The following is a 19,231-nucleotide window of genomic DNA, read 5'->3' on the forward strand; positions in this document are numbered from 1 at the left end:
TTTGATATGAGTCGAGTCTGTCATTAAAGCACGTCCACCAACCATGCGATGTTCTATCGCCTGGCGAACAATTTCATCAAAAATGTCTTCAAAAATCGTCGTATCTAAAAAGCGTGTTCGGCGATTAAAACTAATCGTCGAATGGTGAGGAACGGCATCCGTTAACGATAAGCCTAAGAACCATCGATACGCCACATTCGTTTGAATTTCTTTGGCAAGTTGACGTTCGGAACGAACGCCATAAAAGTAACCAATAAACATCATTTTGAATAGCGTAATGGGATGAATGGAAGGACGTCCATTGTCTTCACAATAATAAGGAAGAAGCTTTTCTTCAATAAAGCTAAAATCAATTGTCGCTTCAATTGTACGCAAAAAGTGATTGGCAGGAACTAAATCTTCTACAGAAACCGTCACTTGTTCATCTCGATGATTTTTAAGTGCACCCATCATGTTTCATCAACTCCAGTCTTTTTTTATCAGTGTTACCACTGATAAAAAAAGACAGACATAAAAAAGCTGTTGAGAACAAAGTTTCTCAACAGCCTGAAAATAACCCTGCAATTTGCAGGGTTATTTTTTTATTTATTTAGCTGTGTGTTTGCTTTGGTAGTTTTTTTACCAAAAAACCACCAGTTTGCATTGCCTAATAACTTCATAAGAGAAGGGACAAGCAGCATCCGAACAACCGTAGCATCAATAAAGATAGCAAGCGCGATACCAACGCCCATTTGTTTGACAGGTGTAATGCCAGTAAACGCAAATGCACCTGTAATCACAATCATAATGAGAGCGGCACTTGTAATAATTTTACTAGTTGAAGCTAACCCTTCAACAGTTGCTAAGTTATTATCGCCTGTTTGTTCATACACTTCATGAATGCGTGAAATTAAGAATACCTCATAATCCATACTTAATCCAAATACTAGTCCAAACACAAATACGGGAAGGACTAAGGCAATATTAGACTCTGTTAAGCCAAAATGTCCCCCTTGGAAAAGCCAAACAAGCAATCCGAAAGTAGCTGTTAAGCTTAAAATGTTCATAATAATTGCTTTCAGTGGAATTAAGACAGAACGAAAGGCAATCATAAGGATTAAATAAGTAGATACCAGAACTAACAATAAGCCGTAAGGAGCTTTTTCATATATTTCATCAAAAATTTCTTGCTCAAACTTTGGATATCCTCCTACATACAGTTCAAGATCACCTGGTGTTTTAGCAGCCCACGTCTTTACAAATTCTTTTGCTTCGTTGGAACTTTGTTTTGTATCCAATGTTACTTTTACAAGCATATAATCATTATTTACAAATGACTCAACCGCTGGCTTAGTTTGAGTCTCTAACTGTTGGTTGTTCAATAGTTGGCTAAGTTCTTTCCCTGAATCTACTTTTAATGCAGTAGGTAAAGAGTCAACCTTACTGACCAAATTATCATCTTCTATTTGATGAATAAACGGTACGGCATCATTTAGAGAACCTTGTGCTAACATATCACCATTGCTTTTTAACACAAAGAAGACATCGGTGGTTGTTTCGTCCGTAAAACGCTCATTGTAAACTTCTAAAGCCTTTTTTGAATCATAGTTATCTGGCAGGGCTTCAGAAGATGGGATTTCCAGCTGCATATCTTTAATAGGAAGAAGTGCTGTTAACAAAATAACAAGGGAGACGAGTGTCATAATGACCGGTCGTTTCATTACAAAATGAGCAAAAGAACGCCATTTTGATTGACCCGATTTATCATTTGTGCGCAGGATACGCAAGCGATTTACTTTTTCGCCAAGCATTGCTAAAATAGCTGGCAGTAATGTAACCGCTGATAAGACAGCTACAAATACAACCGCCATGCCTCCTAACGCTACGTTTTGGAAAATGTCTACTTGTATGAATAACATTCCAGCAAGCCCAATAAATACGCAAAGTCCGGAGAAAATGACCGAGCGCCCAGCAGTTTGAATGGTCTTTTTCACAGCGTTTTCTACGCTGTTATGTACGAGCTCTTCTTTAAAACGATTAATAAATAGAAGGGCAAAATCAATACTTAAAGCTAATCCAATCATCGGTACAACATTTAAGATAAAGATTGACAATGGTGTCACATGATGAAAGAAATAGACAATTCCCATTGTTGTAATAACCGTCACGATACCAATAATTAAAGGAATGCCAGCTGCAATAACGCCACCAAAAGCAAGTAATAAAACAATGAGTGCTACAGGGATTCCAATTGCTTCAGCTTTTGCTAAATCTTTTTGGCTAGCTGTATTCATATCCTGAACAATAACAGGTTCGCCTGTTAGCTTCACTCTAATTTCATCATTTTCAATTGGAATATCTTGAAGCTCATTAATTTCATTATCTAAATCGACAGCTGCTTTGTTGAAGTGAATAATGCCATACGCAAAGTTGCCATCAATTGTACTACTATCTAGAGAAGGAGCGTCAATCTTTAACACATAGTCCTTTGTATTAATTTTCTCTAAGTAATTGCTTGCGCTCTTAATAAGCTCTTCATATGAGACGTCATCTTTCTTTTCAAACAAAACAATCGCTTGAGATTCGCTGACGTCAAATTCATCAACAAGAAGCTGTTGGGTTTGTTTAAATTCACCCTCCATCTCAAAGCCGTTACCTCCCAAAACAGATGGGAGTTTCAGAGCAAAATAACCAAATGTAACAATCAAAACAAGCCACATAGCTAGAAAAAGTTTACGATATCGATATAAAATTGTAGATAGCTTTTCCATAATAACCTCCGTTTCTATATAACTACTAGCCTATTTTATAACAAACAATGATACAAATAGAAGTTATTTGGCACTTTTAGTAGCAAATTAATTGCTGGTTGTAAGAAATAAAAACTTGTTTATTTTTTTCATAAAAAAGGAACACTACACTATACAATTATTTGGGTAGGTGTTTTGATGAATCTAGAAAAATCCTCCGTTTGTCAAACGGAATACGGCATTTTAAAAGAAGTAATTGTTTGTCCTCCTACATATATGGAAATTAAAGAAATAATTAATGAAACACAAAAGCATTATGCTGGAGAAAATATTGATGAAACCAAAGCTAGTAAGCAGCATAAAACATTTGTAGAGTACCTTCGTACACAAGGAATTAACGTCATTGAGCTAAAAGCAGACAAAAGGTTTCCAGAACAAGTGTTTACACGAGACATTGGATATGTACTTGGCCACGCGGTTCTTGTTTCCAAAATGGGAAGCGATATTCGTGAAGGTGAAGAAGCTTATTTGACAGAATGGTTGAACAATCATAACCTATCTTATTATCAAGTAAAGGGTGACTCAATTGAAGGCGGCGATGTAATTATCGATGGAAAAGACATTTACATTGGCGTGAGTGGGAGAACGACCACGGAGGCTATTAAGCAGGTCCAAGAACAACTTCCGCATATGAATGTTATACCCATTCCTATTAAAGACGGTTATTTGCACTTGGATTGCGTTTTCAATATTATTTCTAAAACAGAAGCGTTAATTTATCCCGAGGCTCTTGATAAAAGGGAAATAGCATTATTAAAAGAACGATTTGACTTAATTGAAGTAACCGAAAAAGAGCAGTTTACATTGGGGACGAACGTATTTTCAATTGGGAATAAAACGCTTATTAGTTTACCTGTAAATAATCAAGTAAATGAAACCCTTCGTATGAGAGGGTTTGAAGTGGTTGAAATTGATATTTCTGAGATTATTAAATCAGGAGGATCGTTTCGATGTTGTACGCTACCTCTTCAAAGAGAAGAATAGAAAAAGGATTAAAGAAGAGGAAAATCGGGAATTAAAGAGTTGAGTAAGTGAAGGAATGGGGGATTCAATGAAAGGAATCGTAGGTTTTGTAAAAAAACTAATAACTGAAATTAAAGAAGATAATGCAACTGGGCTTGCGGCAGAACAAGCGTATTATTACATGCTTTCGCTGTTTCCGATGCTAATTTTACTGTTATCCATCATACCTTATTTATCCCTTGATGCAAACGATGCGATAAAGGTGTTAGAAAGTGCTATGCCAGCTGAAACAGCAGATATATTTAAAGAAAATGTTGTTCAGTTTATTAATAACCCAAATGGTGGCTTATTAACAATCGGTATTTTAGGAACAATTTGGTCAGCATCAAATGGAATGAACGCATTTATGCGAGCGATGAATGAAGCGTATAATGTAAAAGAAACTCGCTCGTTTATAAAAGTGCGTGGCTTATCGATACTGCTAACAATTGGATTGATTTTAACACTTGTAATTGCACTTATTTTACCTGTATTTGGCGGTGTTATTTTAAAAGCTTTAGTAAGCTGGGGGCTGCCAACTAGCTTTGGGACATTTTTAAGCGTTTTAAGATGGATTGTAGCGATCACAATTATGATTGCTGTGTTATCTATGTTATACCGATTAGCGCCGAATAAAAAGTTTCCTTTTGCACACGTATGGCCTGGTGCTGTGGCAGCAACGCTTCTGTGGCAGCTCACGTCTCTTGGCTTTTCATTTTATGTCAGTAATTTTGGTAACTATTCAGCTACTTATGGAAGCTTAGGAGGCGTCATTGTGCTAATGCTATGGTTATTCTTAACGGGATTAATTCTGGTAATTGGCGGTGAGATTAACGCTATATATCATCAAGATCGAACGATTTCTCCTGTTACAAAAAATGACGAAATAACGGTTAATTAGGAAAAGGGTTTGGGACATAACAAAATGATGGCTTCTAAAAGACGAACACTAGCTGTTCCCATCTCTTTAGTTTGTCTGAACACGTTCGTTCCATTGCGCTACGGTCACTCGCTTTCCGCGGGGAGGAACCTGAGCTTCCTCGCTGCGCTGCGGGATCTCCGTTTTCCCTCTCTTTCCCGCAGGAGTCGAGTGTCCTACGCTCCATTCCACCCTGTTTCCAAACTAGTTTTTCCCAATCAACCAAAAAACCTGAACGATTAAAAGTTATGAACTCTCAATCGTTCAGGTATAGTAGAGGCTGAACTACTTATGTCTCAGTCTCTTTTTAACTACTTTTTTACACGTATCGATTGTATATAAGAATGCTGCTTGTTTATAAGCAATATCATTTATTATGACAGCCTAAGTTTCTGATAACTGATTTGATTGGTATTGTATAGAAGAGATGCCCTGTTGAATCGTTTCATTTGCTGTCGTCATTTGATCCATAGTTGGCGTAATTTCTTTTTTAAAGGAAATTACGCGATAAATGAAAAAGCAAGCAGAGACAATTATAAGTGCAAGGCTTAAGTAAATAATAATCAAAATTTTCAACTCCTTAAGTAACAGTTGTTTTATGAATAAAATACCCTCATTTTTTGTTTTTAAACGAGGAGTATATATCATGCTTAATCTCAGTGTAAAGCTATGAATATTGCTTTTTGTTTGGAATTATTTTCTTGTTTCTGTTGATTCAAAAATGAATAAAATGGTACAATAGACTTATAAAATATGATAGAACGTTGTTTAAACAGGTTTTATTGATAATAAATAAGGTGATTTCTTGAACGACAGACAGCATGTAGGAAAACTTATTCAAAATCTAAGAAATATAGCCAAGTTATCTCAAGAAGAACTTTCTGACGGGATATGTTCCAAAGAAGAACTTGATTTGTATGAAACAGGAGCAAAAGCAATTCAGGGTGACATTTTATATAAAATATCAAAGCGTCTAGGCGTATCTATGAATTATTTTTTTGAAGTAGGAGAGTTAACTCCTAATGACTATTCCAAAGAAATTAAAGAGACCATTCGCTATTATATTCGCAAGAGAAATTATGAAATGGTGTTGCATGTAGTAAACAAAGAAAAGGAAAACCCGATGTTTCAAGATCCGTTTCATGCTCAGTTCTTTTTATGGCACGAAGCGATTTGTGATTATTATATTCATCACTCTTTTCCAACAGCTCTAGAAAAATTAGAGCGAGCTATTTCGTTTACTCGCACAAGTGAACATTTTTATTCTGAAAAAGAAATTGCAATCTTGAACAGCATTGCCATCATTTATGAGGAAGAAGGAGATTTGAAAAAAGCATTTAGTGCGTATATGGAAGCTCTACAACATATTACGCTTCTTCCTAAATTAAAAGATCCGTTTGTAAAAATTCGCATTCTCTATGGACTTTCAAAAGCGCTGTGTGAGATGGAGCGTTATGAAAAGTCAATTAAGTACGGAAGACTTGGTCTAGAGCTCTGTGTAAAGCATGAAACTCTATATTTATTGGGAGAGCTACATTATCAGGTAGGTGAGTCCTTATATAAAATTGGCAAAAGTGAAGAAGGGCTATCCTGTCTCCAAAAATCGATTCACATATTTGAAATTGAAGAAAACGAACGATTTGTTTCGTTAGTAGAGCAAGAAATACAGCTTTTACAAGCAGATTTTAAATAGCTATAAATGAAAAAGAGGACCTAAAATAAAACATTAGGTTCTCTTTTTTATCTGCATAATGAAAAATAAGTAAAAATAACTAGTTGATGGAAGGCAATCTAACCAGATAGATTTTAAGTTGTTGTTTTTTAAATATAGTTATTTAAGAGTTTTTTTATTCTTTTTGGAATATAAAACCCCAATAGACCATAAAATTTTTTGGTTTGTCGAAGAAGCTAATATTTTCGTAGGATTTTAGATTTTTCTGTAGTTTGTCAGAGAGTATGACAGAGTTAAGGGTATATGGATAGGTTTTCTAACAAAAAATCCGAAAAATAAAATGGTTTAAAATACCTATCATTTCCCCTTTTATTTCCAAAATGTAGGTATGTTAACGACATGTAAAAGATTATTTACGAACAAGTCAAAAAATTTACAACTTATTTAAAATCTTTTCTGCTATACTATTTTTGAACAGTCTACTAATCTACTTGAAAGGTGAATGATACATGAAAAAGGGTAAACACAACAAAGCGAAAAAAATATTATCAACCTCTTTGGCGTTATCGTTATTATCAATGCCTCTTGTAACAACAACTGTATCTGCTTCTAGTACTCATGAGAACCACCAGAATTTATCTGAAAAAAAAGAGAAGCGTCCAGGAAAGAAAGATTCAATTGTCAAAATGCGCTTAATGGAAACAACTGATATTCATACGAATCTATTAAACTATGATTATTACAAAGATGCTCCTTATGAAAAAGTAGGATTAGTGAAGACGGCTTCACTTGTTAAGCAAGCGCGCAGCGAAGTGAAAAACAGTTTATTAGTTGATAATGGTGATTTAATTCAAGGGACACCGTTAGGTACATATAAAGCGACGGTAAAACCACTTAAAAAAGGTGAAGTTCATCCTGTCTTTAAAGCAATGAACGAAATGGACTATGATGTTGCGACTCTAGGAAATCATGAATTTAACTACGGCTTAGATTATTTGGAAGAAGCTTATAATGACGCTGACTTTCCTTATATTAACGCCAACGTATATATTGACGATCACGATAACAATCCTAAAAATGATAAAAATAAATTTACTCCTTACAAAATTGTGAATAAAAAAGTTGTGGATGAGAACGGAAAGAAGCACGTTATTAAAGTAGGTTTTATCGGCTTTGTCCCTCCACAAATTAATGAGTGGGATAAAGCAAAGCTAGATGGTAAAGTCATTACGAAAGATATTGTAGACACAGCGAACAAGTTTGTACCAGAAATGAAGAAAAAGGGAGCGGATGTTGTCATTGCCCTTGCTCATTCTGGATTTAGCAGCAACAAAGATAACTCCGAAGATACGATTTATGCCCTAAGTGAAGTAAAAGGCATCGATGCGATTACGTTCTCTCATACGCATAAAGTGTTCCCGGCAAAAACAGAAGCAGCGCTTGATGGTCTATTCTTAGACGTAAATAAAAAGCCGCTTCCAGGCGTAGATAATGCAAAAGGAACAATTAACGGTGTGCCAGCTGTACAAGCAGGGTACGGCGGAGGTTCTCTCGGCTTAATTGACCTGTCTTTAGAAAAGAAAAAGGGCAAGTGGTCTGTTATAAACTCACAGTCTTCAACAAGAGAGATTTATAAAGATGTAAAAGATCCACAAACAGGAAAAACAGTAACGCAAAGCACGGTGGAATCTGATAAAAAGATTTTAAAAGCGATTCAAAAAGATCATATGAACACAGTGAACTACGTAAATACGCCAATCGGTAAAACAACGGATGATATTCACAGCTACTTTGCGCTGGTTCAAGATGACCCATCTATTCAAGTTGTAACAAATGCTCAAAAGTGGTACGCAGAAAAATATATTGCGGACAATAAGCCGGAATACAAAGACCTTCCAATTCTATCAGTTGGTGCTCCGTTTAAAGCGGGTCGAAATGGCGTAAATGAATTTACAGAGATTAAAAAAGGCGACTTAACTATTCGCAGTGCGGGCGATTTGTATTTGTATGACAACACGTTGAAAGCAGTCAAAGTAAAAGGTTCAGTTGTGAAAGAATGGATTGAAATGTCAGCTGGAAAGTTTAATCAAATTACGCCAGGGAAATCGGAAGAGCAAGAACTTTTAAATCCTTCCTTCCCTGTATACAACTTCGACGTAATTGATGGGGTTCAGTATCAAATTGATGTAACAAAGCCAGCTAAATACGATGGGAATGGTAATGTTATTAACGCAAATTCAAGCCGTGTTACGAACTTAACCTATGATGGCAAGCCAATCGATTTAAACCAAGAGTTTATCGTTGTAACGAACAACTACCGTGCAAGTGGAGGAGGAAACTTCCCAGGTCTTAAAGGTAGCGAGCTAGTGGTAGATTCAGCGGATGAAAATCGTCAAATCTTAATGGATTATATTACAGAACAAAAAGAAATTACGCCAACTGCTGACAACAATTGGTCTATCGCACCGATTAAAGGAGAAGCAAATGTTACCTTTACATCATCTCCAAAAGGAGAAAGCTATGTAAAAGAAGGTAGCAACATTTCTTACACAAATAAAACAAATGACCAAGGGTTTGGAATCTTTAAACTGAACTTAAGCGGTGGAACTTCAACAGATCCGGTTAAGGTTCAGCTATTAGGCATGAACGATCTTCACGGTCAGTTAGATACGGATACAAAATTAACCCTAAATGGACAAAGTGTTCTTGCTGGTAGCATGGAGTACACGGCAGCGGCAATGAAACAGCGTGAAAAAGAAAATGAAAACACGCTTTTAGTTCATTCAGGAGATATGATTGGTGGAAGCCCACTTATTTCAGCTTTATTCCAAGATGAGCCAACGGTTGAAGTAATGGAAGCGATGGGCTTTGATGTAGGTACGCTTGGTAACCATGAGTTTGATGAAGGGATTTCTGAGCTACACCGCATGATCAAAGGTGGAGATCATCCAAAAGGCAATCCAGGATACGATGGTATGAATTTTCCTGTTGTGGCAGCTAACGCATATGATACGTCAACAAATAAACTAATTACCGATCCGTATGCAGTTAAAGAAGTAGGTGGCCAAAAGATTGGCTTTATCGGAGTTGTGACGCAAGAAACTCCTTCAATGATTGTTCAAAAAGGAAACGAAACGTTAAAAATTACTGATGAAGCAGAGGCGATTAACAAGTATACAAAAGAGCTCAAAGACCAAGGTGTGAAAGCAATCGTTGTGCTAGCTCATAACCCTTCTGTACAAAATGGAAGAACAGATGCTTTTGATGCTGCTGATATTGCAGAAAAGGTAGATGACGAAGTAGACGTAATTTTTGCTGCTCATAACCATGCAAAAGTCAATCAAGTCGTTGACAATAAATTAATCGTTCAAGCGTATTCATACGGCTCTGCGTTTTCGGATGTAGACATTGAAATCGACCCTGCAACAGGGGACATTAGTAAGAAACAAGCAGAAGTTGTGACTGTATACCAAAAGGACTATACACCAGACCCTGCGGTTTCCGCTATCTTAAACAAGTATGAAGAAAAAACGGCTCCAATCAAAGCAGAAGTAGTGGGTGAATCACTTACTACTTTACCTAAAAGATACCCTACAAATGGTGAAGTGGGAGACGTTGCTTTAGGAAATCTTTTAGCTGATGGAATGAAGTACGCAATGAATTCTGACTTTGCTTTAATGAACGGTGGCGGTTTACGTGCTCAGCTTGATGCGGGTGAAGTAACGTTTGGTGATTTATTCTCCATTCAACCGTTTGGAAATGTCTTAAACAAAGTGACCCTTTCAGGAGCTGATCTTGAAACGGTATTAAACAACCAGATTGCAGCTTCTGGACTTGATTTTCACGTTGCAGGTTTCCATTACACATGGGACCCAGCTACGCTAAAAGTCGTTGATTTAACTTTACCTGATGGAACGCCTTTAGATCCATCTAGAGAGTATACGGTTGTTGTCAATAACTATATGTATGGCAATACAAAATATGGAATCGGCGAACTATCGAAAGATATGGAAGTTGGTCCTGAAGATTTAGAAGCTACGATTGCTTATGTAAAGACGCTTCAGCAACCATTTGATTACAAGGTAGAAGGTCGCATTCAGCAAGCAGTTGTGGGTGCGAACAGTCAGCCAACGGAATTAAAGAAAGCTCAATAATAACATGTTTTATGTAAAAGAGACTGAGACATAAGTAGTTCAGTCCTTACTATACCTGAACGATTGAGAGTTCATAACTTTTAATCGTTCAGGTTTTTTGGTTGATTGTGAAAACAAAACAATGTTGGAAACAAGGTGGAATGGAGTGTAGGACACGCGACTCCTGCGGGAAAGAGAGGGAAAACGGAGATCCCGTAGCGCAATGGAACGAATGTGTTGAGACAAACCAAAGAGATGGGAACAGCTAGTGTTCGTCTTTTAGAAGCAATCATTTTGTTATGTCCCAAACTCTTTTGTTATATAGGCAAATCTGTTCTCTACGTTTCGTGAATATGCCATAATGATAGGTACTGATGAATAAGTTAAAGGAGAACAACTGATAAAATGAAATTAGTATCATGGAATGTAAACGGGTTACGAGCATGTGTGAAAAAAGGCTTTATGGACTATTTTCACGAAGTGGACGCAGATCTATTTTGTATTCAAGAAACAAAGCTTCAAGAAGGCCAAATAGATTTAGTAACAGAAGGATATCATCAATATTGGAACTATGCTGAAAAAAAAGGGTATTCTGGAACGGCCATTTTTACAAAGAAAAAGCCTTTAGGCGTCACGTATGGCATACGTGATTTTGAAGATTTAGAGGGAAGAGTCATTACGCTTGAATTTGAAGAGCTGTTTGTAGTCACAATGTACACGCCAAATGCGAAAAGAGACTTAACTCGACTTGCTTATCGACTGGAGTGGGAAGACGCAGTCAGAAGCTATTTAATAGAGCTAAACCAGCAGAAGCCGGTTGTTTTTTGCGGTGACTTAAATGTTGCTCACACACCACTAGACCTACGAAATGCCAAGAGCAACAAAGGAAATTCAGGTTTTACAACAGAAGAACGAGAAAAAATGACGCAACTGTTAGCGGAAGGATTTGTTGATGCGTTTCGTTATCTTCACCCAAACCAAGAAGGTATGTATACATGGTGGTCGTATATGAGTACGGTGAGAGAGCGAAACATTGGATGGCGCATTGATTATTTTTTAATTTCAGAGCAGCTGAAAAGTCGATTAAAGCGTGCGGATATTCACTCAAACATTTTGGGAAGTGATCATTGTCCCGTTGCAATTGAACTTATTTAAGGAGGAATAAGAATGAAAACCTATCGAAATCGAACGGATGTACCAGTTCAAGAAACTTGGAATTTAGCTGACATTTATCCAAATATAGAGGAATGGCATGTACAGTATGCACTTATTGAAGAAAAGGTGGCTGAATTAAATAGCTTTAACGGAAACATTTCAAGTGCTGAAGAGTTGTATCAATTTTTAAACTTAAAGGAAGAAATGACCTATGAATATAGCAAACTATATGTATATGCGTTTTTACAACATGACTTAGATACACGAGTTTCAGCTTCTCAGGCACTTTTAGATAAAGCTAGCCACTTAGGTCAAAAAATAAGCAGCGCCACTTCATTTTTTATGCCATTTTTATTATCACTAGATGAATCTACGCTTAAATCATACATAAACGAAGTAAAAGAATTAGCTTATTTTGAGGATTCGTTATTTGAGTCGTATCGGTATAAAAAGCACGTGTTAAGCAAGGAACAAGAAGAAATTTTATCGAAAATGGGGGATGCGCTAGGTTCTCCTCGTCAGACATTTGGGATGATTAATAATGCGGACATTCGTTTTGGTGAAGTAACGACTGATTCTGGTGAAAAGGTGACATTAACAAGAGGGATGTATAGCAAGTTAATTGAGGATAAAAACCGAGAGAAGCGAAAAGAAGCATTCCAAGCTTACTACAAGCCGTACATGCATTTGCAACATACAATTGCTTCAACGTTAAGCTCAGCGATTAAAAATACAAAAACAACGTCTGAAATTAGGCAGTATCCATCTACTTTAGAAAGAGCGCTATTTTCAGATAATGTTCCAAAAGAGGTATATGAGAATTTAATCCAAACAACAAAAGCACATATTCAGCCGTTGTATGATTATATGGACATTCGAAAAAAAGAGCTTGGGTTATCAGAGCTTCGTCAATATGATTTAAGTGTCCCGTTAGTGAAAAATCATAAGCTAACGATTCCCTATGATAAAGCATATGAAACAATGTTGGAGAGCTTGTATCCACTCGGTGAAGAATATGTCAATACGTTAAAGAGCTTTAAAGAAAAGCGATATATTGATGTAAGAGAAACACCAGGGAAACGCTCAGGAGCATATAACTTAGGTTTATACGGCGTTCATCCATTCGTTTTATTGAATCATCAAGATGATTTATCAAGCTTGTTTACTCTTACTCATGAAATGGGCCATGCGATGCATAGCTATTATTCAAACCAGTATCAGCCTCAAATTAAAGCTGGGTATTCAATCTTTGTAGCGGAAGTGGCATCGACGGTCAATGAAGTTCTTTTAATTCGTTATTTAATTGAGCGGGCTAAAACAGAAGAAGAGAAAAAGTACTTATTAAATCACTTTATTGATCAGTTTAAAGGAACCTTCTTCACGCAGGTGATGTTTGCCGAGTTTGAACAAATTACGCATGAAAAAGCACAGAAACAAGAGGCGTTAAATGCTGAGGTATTTAATGAAGTGTATGCCGATTTAATGAAGCAATATTATGGACCAAGTCTTGTAGCAGATGAAGAAACCAAATATGGATGGGCTAGAATCCCTCACTTTTACCGTCCATTTTATGTCTATAAGTATGCGACAGGCTTTGTGTCAGCCATTGATATTGCTGATCGACTTATTAAAAAGGAAAAAGGAACAAAAGAAGCGTATTTACAATTTTTGCGAAGCGGGAGCTCGGATTATCCGCTTGAACTATTAAAAGCTACCAACGTTGATCTCTTAAAACCAGATGCTATTGCTAATGCGATGTCCGTCTTTGCAGAGTTAGTTAAGCAGTTAACGAAATAATTGATAAAAAGAGGCTGGGACCTAAGTAATTCAGCCAATGATAAACCTGAACGGTTGAGAGTTCCTCACTTTTAATCGTTCAGTTTTTTTCTTGATTGTGAAAACAATGTTGGAAACAGGGTGGAATGGAGCGTAGGACACTCGACTCCCGCGGGAAAGAGAGGGCAAACTGAGTTCCGCAGCGCAGCTCAGGTTCCTCCCCGCGGAAAGCGAGTGGCCGTAGAGCAGTGGAACGAACTTGTTCAGGTAACTAAAGAGGTGAGAAAAGGGAGTGTTGATATTTTTGAAAATTTGTTTTGTTATGTCCCATCCTCTTTCTCTTTATTTGAAAAACTTTCGAATGTCGAAAAAAATAGGTGAAAAGGGTAGTGCATGTAGTGAGAAAGTGTGTTAAGATACGATTTGGTTGAAAAAGGATATCGGTAAAGAGGGTGAGGGTATGACCGCTGTTGAGGTCAAAAAGGGCTCTGGAGAAAAGCTAAATCTATTCTTTTTAACATGGCCTATTTTTTTAGAAGTTTTTCTTTTTATGCTGATGGGAATTGCCGATACGTTTATGCTAAGCGCGCTTTCCGATGACGCGGTATCAGGAGTAGGAGCAGCAAACCAATACCTACATATTGCGATTTTAATCTTAGAAGTAATTGGGAACGGTGCGGCGATTGTGGTTGCTCAGTACATCGGTTCAAAGCGCTACATGGAAGCCGCTAGAATATCAGCTTTGGCAGTTACTATGAATTTAATTGTTGGCATAGTCATTAGCGTGTTCTTTTTATTGTTTGCACGCAGCATGATGGCTGCTATGAACTTGCAAGGCGAAGTTTTGGCTTACGCGCAAAGTTATTTAGCGATTGTTGGTGGTGCTATTTTTTTACAAGCGATTATTAACTCGTTAGCTGCTATCATCCGTGTTCATGGCTTTACAAAACAAGCTATGTTTGTATCTCTTGGTATGAATTTATTCCATATTGTTGGAAACTATCTATTAATCTTTGGGAAGTTTGGTTTTCCAGAAATGGGTGTTCAGGGGGCTGCTATCTCAACAGTTGTCAGCCGCTTGCTTGCATTGATGGTTTTCTTCTGGTTGCTATATCAAGTGATGGAATACAAAGTTAAGGTTCAGTACTATTTATCGTTATCAAAAGAATATATGGGGAAAATCTTAAAGATTGGCCTTCCATCAGCATTTGAGCAAGTCATGTATCAAGGTTGTCAAATTGTCTTTTTATATTATGCAACGTATCTTGGCTCAGAATCGTTAGCAGCTAGGCAGTACGCTACCAATATTTCAATGTTTATTTACTTGTTTGCCATCGCTATTGGAATTGGAACATCCATTATTGTAGGCCGATTAGTAGGTGGGAACGAAAAAGATGAAGCCTATACGCGCGTTTGGCACAGTGTAAAGTGGGCTGTAGGGGTTACGCTTGGAATGGTAGTGCTTGTTATTTCGTTTCGAACAAAACTAATGAGTTTATTTACAGATAATGAACAAATCATTACGCTAGGTGCTACGGTTTTAGTGCTAAGTATTGTGCTAGAAACAGGGCGAACAATGAATATTGTCCTAATTAATTCTCTGCGCGCAGCTGGTGATGCTAAATATCCATTATTTATTGGCTTGTTTTCAATGGTGCTCATGAGCTTACCGCTTGGCTATTTCTTTGTGTTCCATTTAGATATGGGGCTTGCGGGCATTTGGTTAGCAATTGCTGCAGATGAGTGGACGCGAGCCGTTATTATGTTCTTTCGCTGGAAAAGCAGAGCATGGGAAAATCATGCGCTTGTTAATCATGAAAAAACAGAACCTGTGCAAGCTTAGAAGAGGCTGGGACATAAGTAATTCAGCCAATGATAAACCTGAACGATTGAGAGTTTCTCACTTTTAATCGTTCAGGTTTTTTGGTTGATTGTGAAAACTGAGATCCCGCAGCGCAGCGAGGAAGCTCAGGTTCCTCCCCGCGGAAAGCGAGTGGCCGTAGCGCAATGGAACGAACGTGTTCAGACAAACCAAAAAGATTGGAACAGCTATTGTTCGTCTCTTAGAAGCAATCATTTTGTTATGTCCCAAACTCTTTTTCGTGTGGAGAAAAGTTATACATAAGTAAAAACGTTAATATGATAGTGTCATAGAGCTTGACCACAATAAGGAAGTAGGTGGAGGCATGGGAGCGTTTTTAACAGATCTTTTAGAGCTGCTGACAAGCTTTGGGTACATTGGCATTGCATTGGGGTTGATGGTTGAAATAATTCCGAGTGAGATTGTACTAGCATACGGTGGCTACATGGTAACGAAAGGAATTATTACGTTTTGGGGAGCAGTTATCGCTGGAATAATTGGTGGAACGATTGCTCAATGGTTTTTATATTGGATCGGAGCTTACGGTGGACGTCCATTCTTACAAAAGTATGGAAAGTATTTATTTATTCGTGAAAAACACCTAGATGTTTCAGAAAAATGGTTTAAGGAATATGGAACAGGAATTGTATTTACCGCTCGATTTGTACCGGTGGTTAGGCATGCTATTTCTATTCCAGCTGGCATTGCAAAAATGTCGTTTTGGAAATTCACGTTCTTAACCATTTTAGCAATGGTTCCTTGGTCCATACTATTTGTCTATTTAGGGATTCAGCTAAAAGAAAACTGGATTAATATTGAGGAAATTGCGACTAGCTATACCATTCCTTTTATTGTCTTTGCACTTGTGGGCGTCGTTTTGTATTTTGTGTTTAAAAAGCCTGCTTCTTCTCAAAAGTGAGAATCCAATTAGTTGTTCTTATGTATAAGGTAGTGCTATGATGCTTATACGTAAGGAGTGATACAATGATAAATGAAGTATGGCTAAACGACACAAAGCTTATAGTTCGACATTTTGAAGAAAAGCAAGAACAAGAAAAGCGCTACATTACGTTTGAATTTGACGTGACAAGCGAAGCATATCATGATGTTACCACCTTGTTATATAAAAATAAGTTTCATGTTCGTATTCCGGCAAAGAATGAGTCTTTTTTTGCTGTCATTCAAACATACTTTACATCCGTTACAAACTTATATCAGGAAAATCAAATAGGAACGTTTACCTTAACTCTTGTTGAGGAGCAACCTAAATGAAACTTAGCATACTTGATCAATCACCAATAAGAATGGGTCAAGAACCTCAACAAGCATTAGTTGAGTCTGTTGAGCTTGCAAAACTAGCAGATAAACTGGGATACACGCGCTATTGGATGTCTGAGCACCATGATTTAAAGGGATTAGCAAGCTCCGCACCAGAAGTCATGCTTAGCTATATTGGTGCACAAACGAAGAAAATTCGGCTTGGTCCTGGAGCCGTTTTATTACCTTATTACAAGCCTTATAAAGTAGCGGAAGTGTACAATACACTTGCAGCGCTACTTCCTGATCGCGTTGATATTGGGCTAGGTAGAGCACCAGGAGGCGGAACAGACGTCATGACAACTCTTTCGGATAACTTTCTGCAGCAAGCATTTAAGATGCCTGCTTTAGTAGAGGAGTTGCTTCATTTTCTAAACTATAAAAAAAGTGCTGTTACTGGCCTGAAGGCTGCTCCATTGCCCGCGGTTTCTCCAGTACCGTGGATTCTTGGAACAAGCAAAAAAAGCGCTTTACTAGCTGCTAAGTACGGCTTGCCGTATGCATTTGGACAATTTATGAGTAACAAAGACCTAGAAGAGATTTTGCACGAGTATCGTACAAGCTTTCAATCTCATCGAGGACAGCAACATCCAGAAGCTTTATTAACGGTATCGGTTATTTGTGCAGAAACAGATGAAAAAGCAAAAGAACTTGCTCACAGTGCGTTAGCATGGAGTATTCAAAGTGAAAGAGGAGACGGCAAAGTAGGTCTCCTTCCAGTTGATGAAGCAAAGAAATATATTGACGAATTGCCAGATGATCAGGTTAAAGCTGATATTGAAAAGAAAATGCTGATTGGTTCACCAACGACAATCAAACATAAGCTTAAATCTATGCAGGACGCTTATCAAGTGGATGAGTTTATGCTCGTTTCGTTCATTCCATCGTTTGAAGAGCGCCTTCAATCCTACGAACTTTTAGCACATGAAATATTTACTGAAGAGAGGCTGGGACATAAGTAATTCAGCCAATGATAAACCTGAACGATTGAGAGTTTCTCACTTTTAATCGTTCAGGTTTTTTGTTGATTGTGAAAACAATGTTGGAAACAGGGTGGAATGGAGCGTAGGACACTCGACTCCTGCGGGAAAGAGAGGGAAAATGGAGATCCCGCAGCGCAGCGAGGAAGCTCAGGTTCCTCCCCGCGGAAAGCGAGTGGCCGTAGCGCAATGGAACGAACGTGTTCAGACAAACCAAAAAGATTGGAACAGCTATTGTTCGTCTCTTAGAAGCAATCATTTTGTTATGTCCCAAACTCTTTTTGTGACAAAAATTAGCTGTGTGTTTAAAGTGATGGATTACTATTGAATTTTTATAACTTTTATTGTATAAATATTTATATCGGTATTTATTTATTCAAACTTAATGAAAGTAAAATAGATAAATCTAGTGGAAAGAAAGGAAGGGACAGAATAATGGGTTACATAACAACAGAGCAGTTACCTGCGTTTCATCAATTTGCATATCTTCATGAAGAGAGTGGCTTAAAGAAAAGTAAAAAAGCAAGCTATACGAAAGAGCAGCTTTATGAAGCGGTATGCAATAGCTTTTATACGTTTTCTATTTATGATAATCATCAGTTAATTGCGTTCGGCCGAATGATTTCAGATGGTATTTACCAAGCTTTAATTTGTGATGTGATGGTAGCTCCAACTTATCAAAAAAAAGGGCTAGGAAAGCAAGTTATTGAAGGAATCGTCAATAAATGTAACGAACGAGGAATTGAGTCCATTCAACTTTTTGCTGTAAAAGGAAAACAGCAGTTTTATAAGAAGCTCGGGTTTCAAGAGCGGGATTCAGAAGCACCTGGCATGTCGTTAGTACAATAATAAAAAGGTAGGCGAAAGCCTACCTTTTTATTATTGTACAGCATCAAATTTATTTACTTTCCATGTAGCTCCTGATTTATAGAATGTGACCGTGCGTTTTACAGTGCCACCTTCTACGTCGGGAACAGTGAATTCGTAAGAGCGTACATCAGAACGTTGATATGTTAATTTAACTTTGGCTTTATTCCACTCTAACATGTTTCCACCATCTCCAACTGGACGAGCTAGCTTGCCGTTATGTGTGATAAAGCCGTATTTTGTTAGTCCTGCATTAATTGCGCTATTTGTATAAACTCCACTTAAGTAAGAAGTAACTTTTTGTTTTGTATCAAATTCGCTGCAAACATAAGAATAATAAGTGCCTTTATAAGTAAATGCTTTTTGTGTACACGCTTTTTGTTTGTAACCGTGTAATGTATTCCAATAGCGAGTGTTTGCGTCCGCCGCAATTTTAATAGCTTGGTTATTTGATAGGGTTGCTGACGTTGTTGCGGCCGTAGCACCTGCAGTCATTGTAAAGAAAAGAGCCATTGTCATTAGAACTAGTTTAAATTTTTTCATTGTGATTCTCCCTCCTAAATGAATCATCTTTTATGTAACATTCATGTTGCTTTTGTTACAATTATGTTACATTTATATTACAACAGAATTCAGAAAAAGAAAAGGGGTTTTCCGAATTTATGTTTATTTTTCCCTTTAAATTTTAAAACAAACCTGAAGTTATGAAATGACTGCGACATATTTTGAATGTAGTTTGTTAAATGATATGGCTGTGGTA

The 19,231-nt window shown here is 37.3% G+C and carries 16 protein-coding genes; 12 read left to right on the forward strand and 4 right to left on the reverse strand.

Going from position 1 to position 19,231, the window contains the following annotated elements:
• Together A2U94_RS02590 and A2U94_RS02595 are read right to left on the reverse strand one after the other, a co-directional pair.
• A partial coding sequence (locus A2U94_RS02590; RefSeq protein ID WP_197473391.1) for a transposase occupies nt 1–453 on the reverse strand: 453 nt, incomplete at its 3' end.
• A 128-nt stretch (nt 454–581) separates the two neighbouring features.
• Nucleotides 582–2,750: an MMPL family transporter gene (locus A2U94_RS02595; RefSeq protein ID WP_025909555.1), complete on the reverse strand. Its 2,169-nt coding sequence runs from the start codon at nt 2,748–2,750 to the stop codon at nt 582–584.
• Nucleotides 2,751–2,927: 177 nt separating this feature from the next.
• Between A2U94_RS02595 and A2U94_RS02600 the strand changes: the two genes are divergently transcribed.
• Together A2U94_RS02600 and A2U94_RS02605 are read left to right on the forward strand one after the other, a co-directional pair.
• Nucleotides 2,928–3,773: a dimethylarginine dimethylaminohydrolase family protein gene (locus tag A2U94_RS02600; protein WP_035320542.1), complete on the forward strand. Its 846-nt coding sequence runs from the start codon at nt 2,928–2,930 to the stop codon at nt 3,771–3,773.
• A 67-nt stretch (nt 3,774–3,840) separates the two neighbouring features.
• Nucleotides 3,841–4,692 (forward strand): YihY/virulence factor BrkB family protein, encoded by an 852-nt coding sequence (locus tag A2U94_RS02605; RefSeq protein WP_025909557.1) that lies wholly within the window; start codon nt 3,841–3,843, stop codon nt 4,690–4,692.
• 402 nt (nt 4,693–5,094) lie between these two features.
• Here the strand turns inward: A2U94_RS02605 and A2U94_RS21755 are convergent, their stop codons facing one another.
• A complete protein-coding gene (locus A2U94_RS21755) occupies nt 5,095–5,277 on the reverse strand; it encodes a hypothetical protein (protein ID WP_025909558.1) in 183 nt (60 codons plus the stop codon).
• Nucleotides 5,278–5,515: 238 nt separating this feature from the next.
• Here A2U94_RS21755 and A2U94_RS02615 point away from each other — a divergent pair, with 238 nt between their 5' ends.
• The 10 genes from A2U94_RS02615 to A2U94_RS02665 all read left to right on the forward strand — a co-directional run bounded on the left by A2U94_RS02615 (nt 5,516) and on the right by A2U94_RS02665 (nt 18,453).
• Nucleotides 5,516–6,403 (forward strand): helix-turn-helix domain-containing protein, encoded by an 888-nt coding sequence (locus A2U94_RS02615; RefSeq protein WP_025909559.1) that lies wholly within the window; start codon nt 5,516–5,518, stop codon nt 6,401–6,403.
• A gap of 488 nt (nt 6,404–6,891) precedes the next feature.
• Nucleotides 6,892–10,536, forward strand: a complete 3,645-nt coding sequence (locus A2U94_RS02620) for a bifunctional 2',3'-cyclic-nucleotide 2'-phosphodiesterase/3'-nucleotidase (protein ID WP_025909560.1) — start codon at nt 6,892–6,894, stop codon at nt 10,534–10,536.
• Between the two features lie 384 nt (nt 10,537–10,920).
• Nucleotides 10,921–11,670 carry an exodeoxyribonuclease III gene (locus A2U94_RS02625; RefSeq protein ID WP_025909561.1) on the forward strand — a complete coding sequence of 250 codons (750 nt, stop codon included), beginning with the start codon at nt 10,921–10,923 and terminating at the stop codon, nt 11,668–11,670.
• Between the two features lie 12 nt (nt 11,671–11,682).
• The gene (gene pepF / locus A2U94_RS02630; RefSeq protein WP_025909562.1) at nt 11,683–13,467 is read left to right on the forward strand and encodes an oligoendopeptidase F; all 1,785 of its coding nucleotides are present in this window, start codon (nt 11,683–11,685) and stop codon (nt 13,465–13,467) included.
• 439 nt (nt 13,468–13,906) lie between these two features.
• Nucleotides 13,907–15,289, forward strand: a complete 1,383-nt coding sequence (locus A2U94_RS02640) for an MATE family efflux transporter (protein WP_025909564.1) — start codon at nt 13,907–13,909, stop codon at nt 15,287–15,289.
• A gap of 343 nt (nt 15,290–15,632) precedes the next feature.
• Nucleotides 15,633–16,226, forward strand: coding sequence for an undecaprenyl phosphate transporter UptA (gene uptA / locus A2U94_RS02645; RefSeq protein WP_062954409.1), 594 nt, complete (start codon nt 15,633–15,635; stop codon nt 16,224–16,226).
• Nucleotides 16,227–16,291: 65 nt separating this feature from the next.
• Nucleotides 16,292–16,579 (forward strand): DUF3219 family protein, encoded by a 288-nt coding sequence (locus tag A2U94_RS02650; RefSeq protein ID WP_025909566.1) that lies wholly within the window; start codon nt 16,292–16,294, stop codon nt 16,577–16,579.
• A complete protein-coding gene (locus tag A2U94_RS02655) occupies nt 16,576–17,586 on the forward strand; it encodes an LLM class flavin-dependent oxidoreductase (protein ID WP_025909567.1) in 1,011 nt (336 codons plus the stop codon). Before A2U94_RS02650 ends, A2U94_RS02655 begins: the two co-directional genes overlap by 4 nt.
• Nucleotides 17,587–17,725: 139 nt before the next feature.
• Nucleotides 17,726–17,932, forward strand: coding sequence for a hypothetical protein (locus A2U94_RS02660; protein WP_062954410.1), 207 nt, complete (start codon nt 17,726–17,728; stop codon nt 17,930–17,932).
• A gap of 107 nt (nt 17,933–18,039) precedes the next feature.
• Complete coding sequence (locus A2U94_RS02665) at nt 18,040–18,453, forward strand: GNAT family N-acetyltransferase (RefSeq protein ID WP_025908057.1); 414 nt, start codon at nt 18,040–18,042, stop codon at nt 18,451–18,453.
• A gap of 30 nt (nt 18,454–18,483) precedes the next feature.
• On the opposite strand, the gene A2U94_RS02670 is transcribed toward A2U94_RS02665, so the two are convergent.
• Nucleotides 18,484–19,014 (reverse strand): DL-endopeptidase inhibitor IseA, encoded by a 531-nt coding sequence (locus A2U94_RS02670; protein ID WP_025908056.1) that lies wholly within the window; start codon nt 19,012–19,014, stop codon nt 18,484–18,486.
• Nucleotides 19,015–19,231: the final 217 nt, after the last annotated feature.

This window comes from Bacillus sp. VT 712 (assembly GCF_001614195.1).
Lineage (GTDB): Bacteria > Bacillota > Bacilli > Bacillales > Bacillaceae_H > Priestia > Priestia flexa.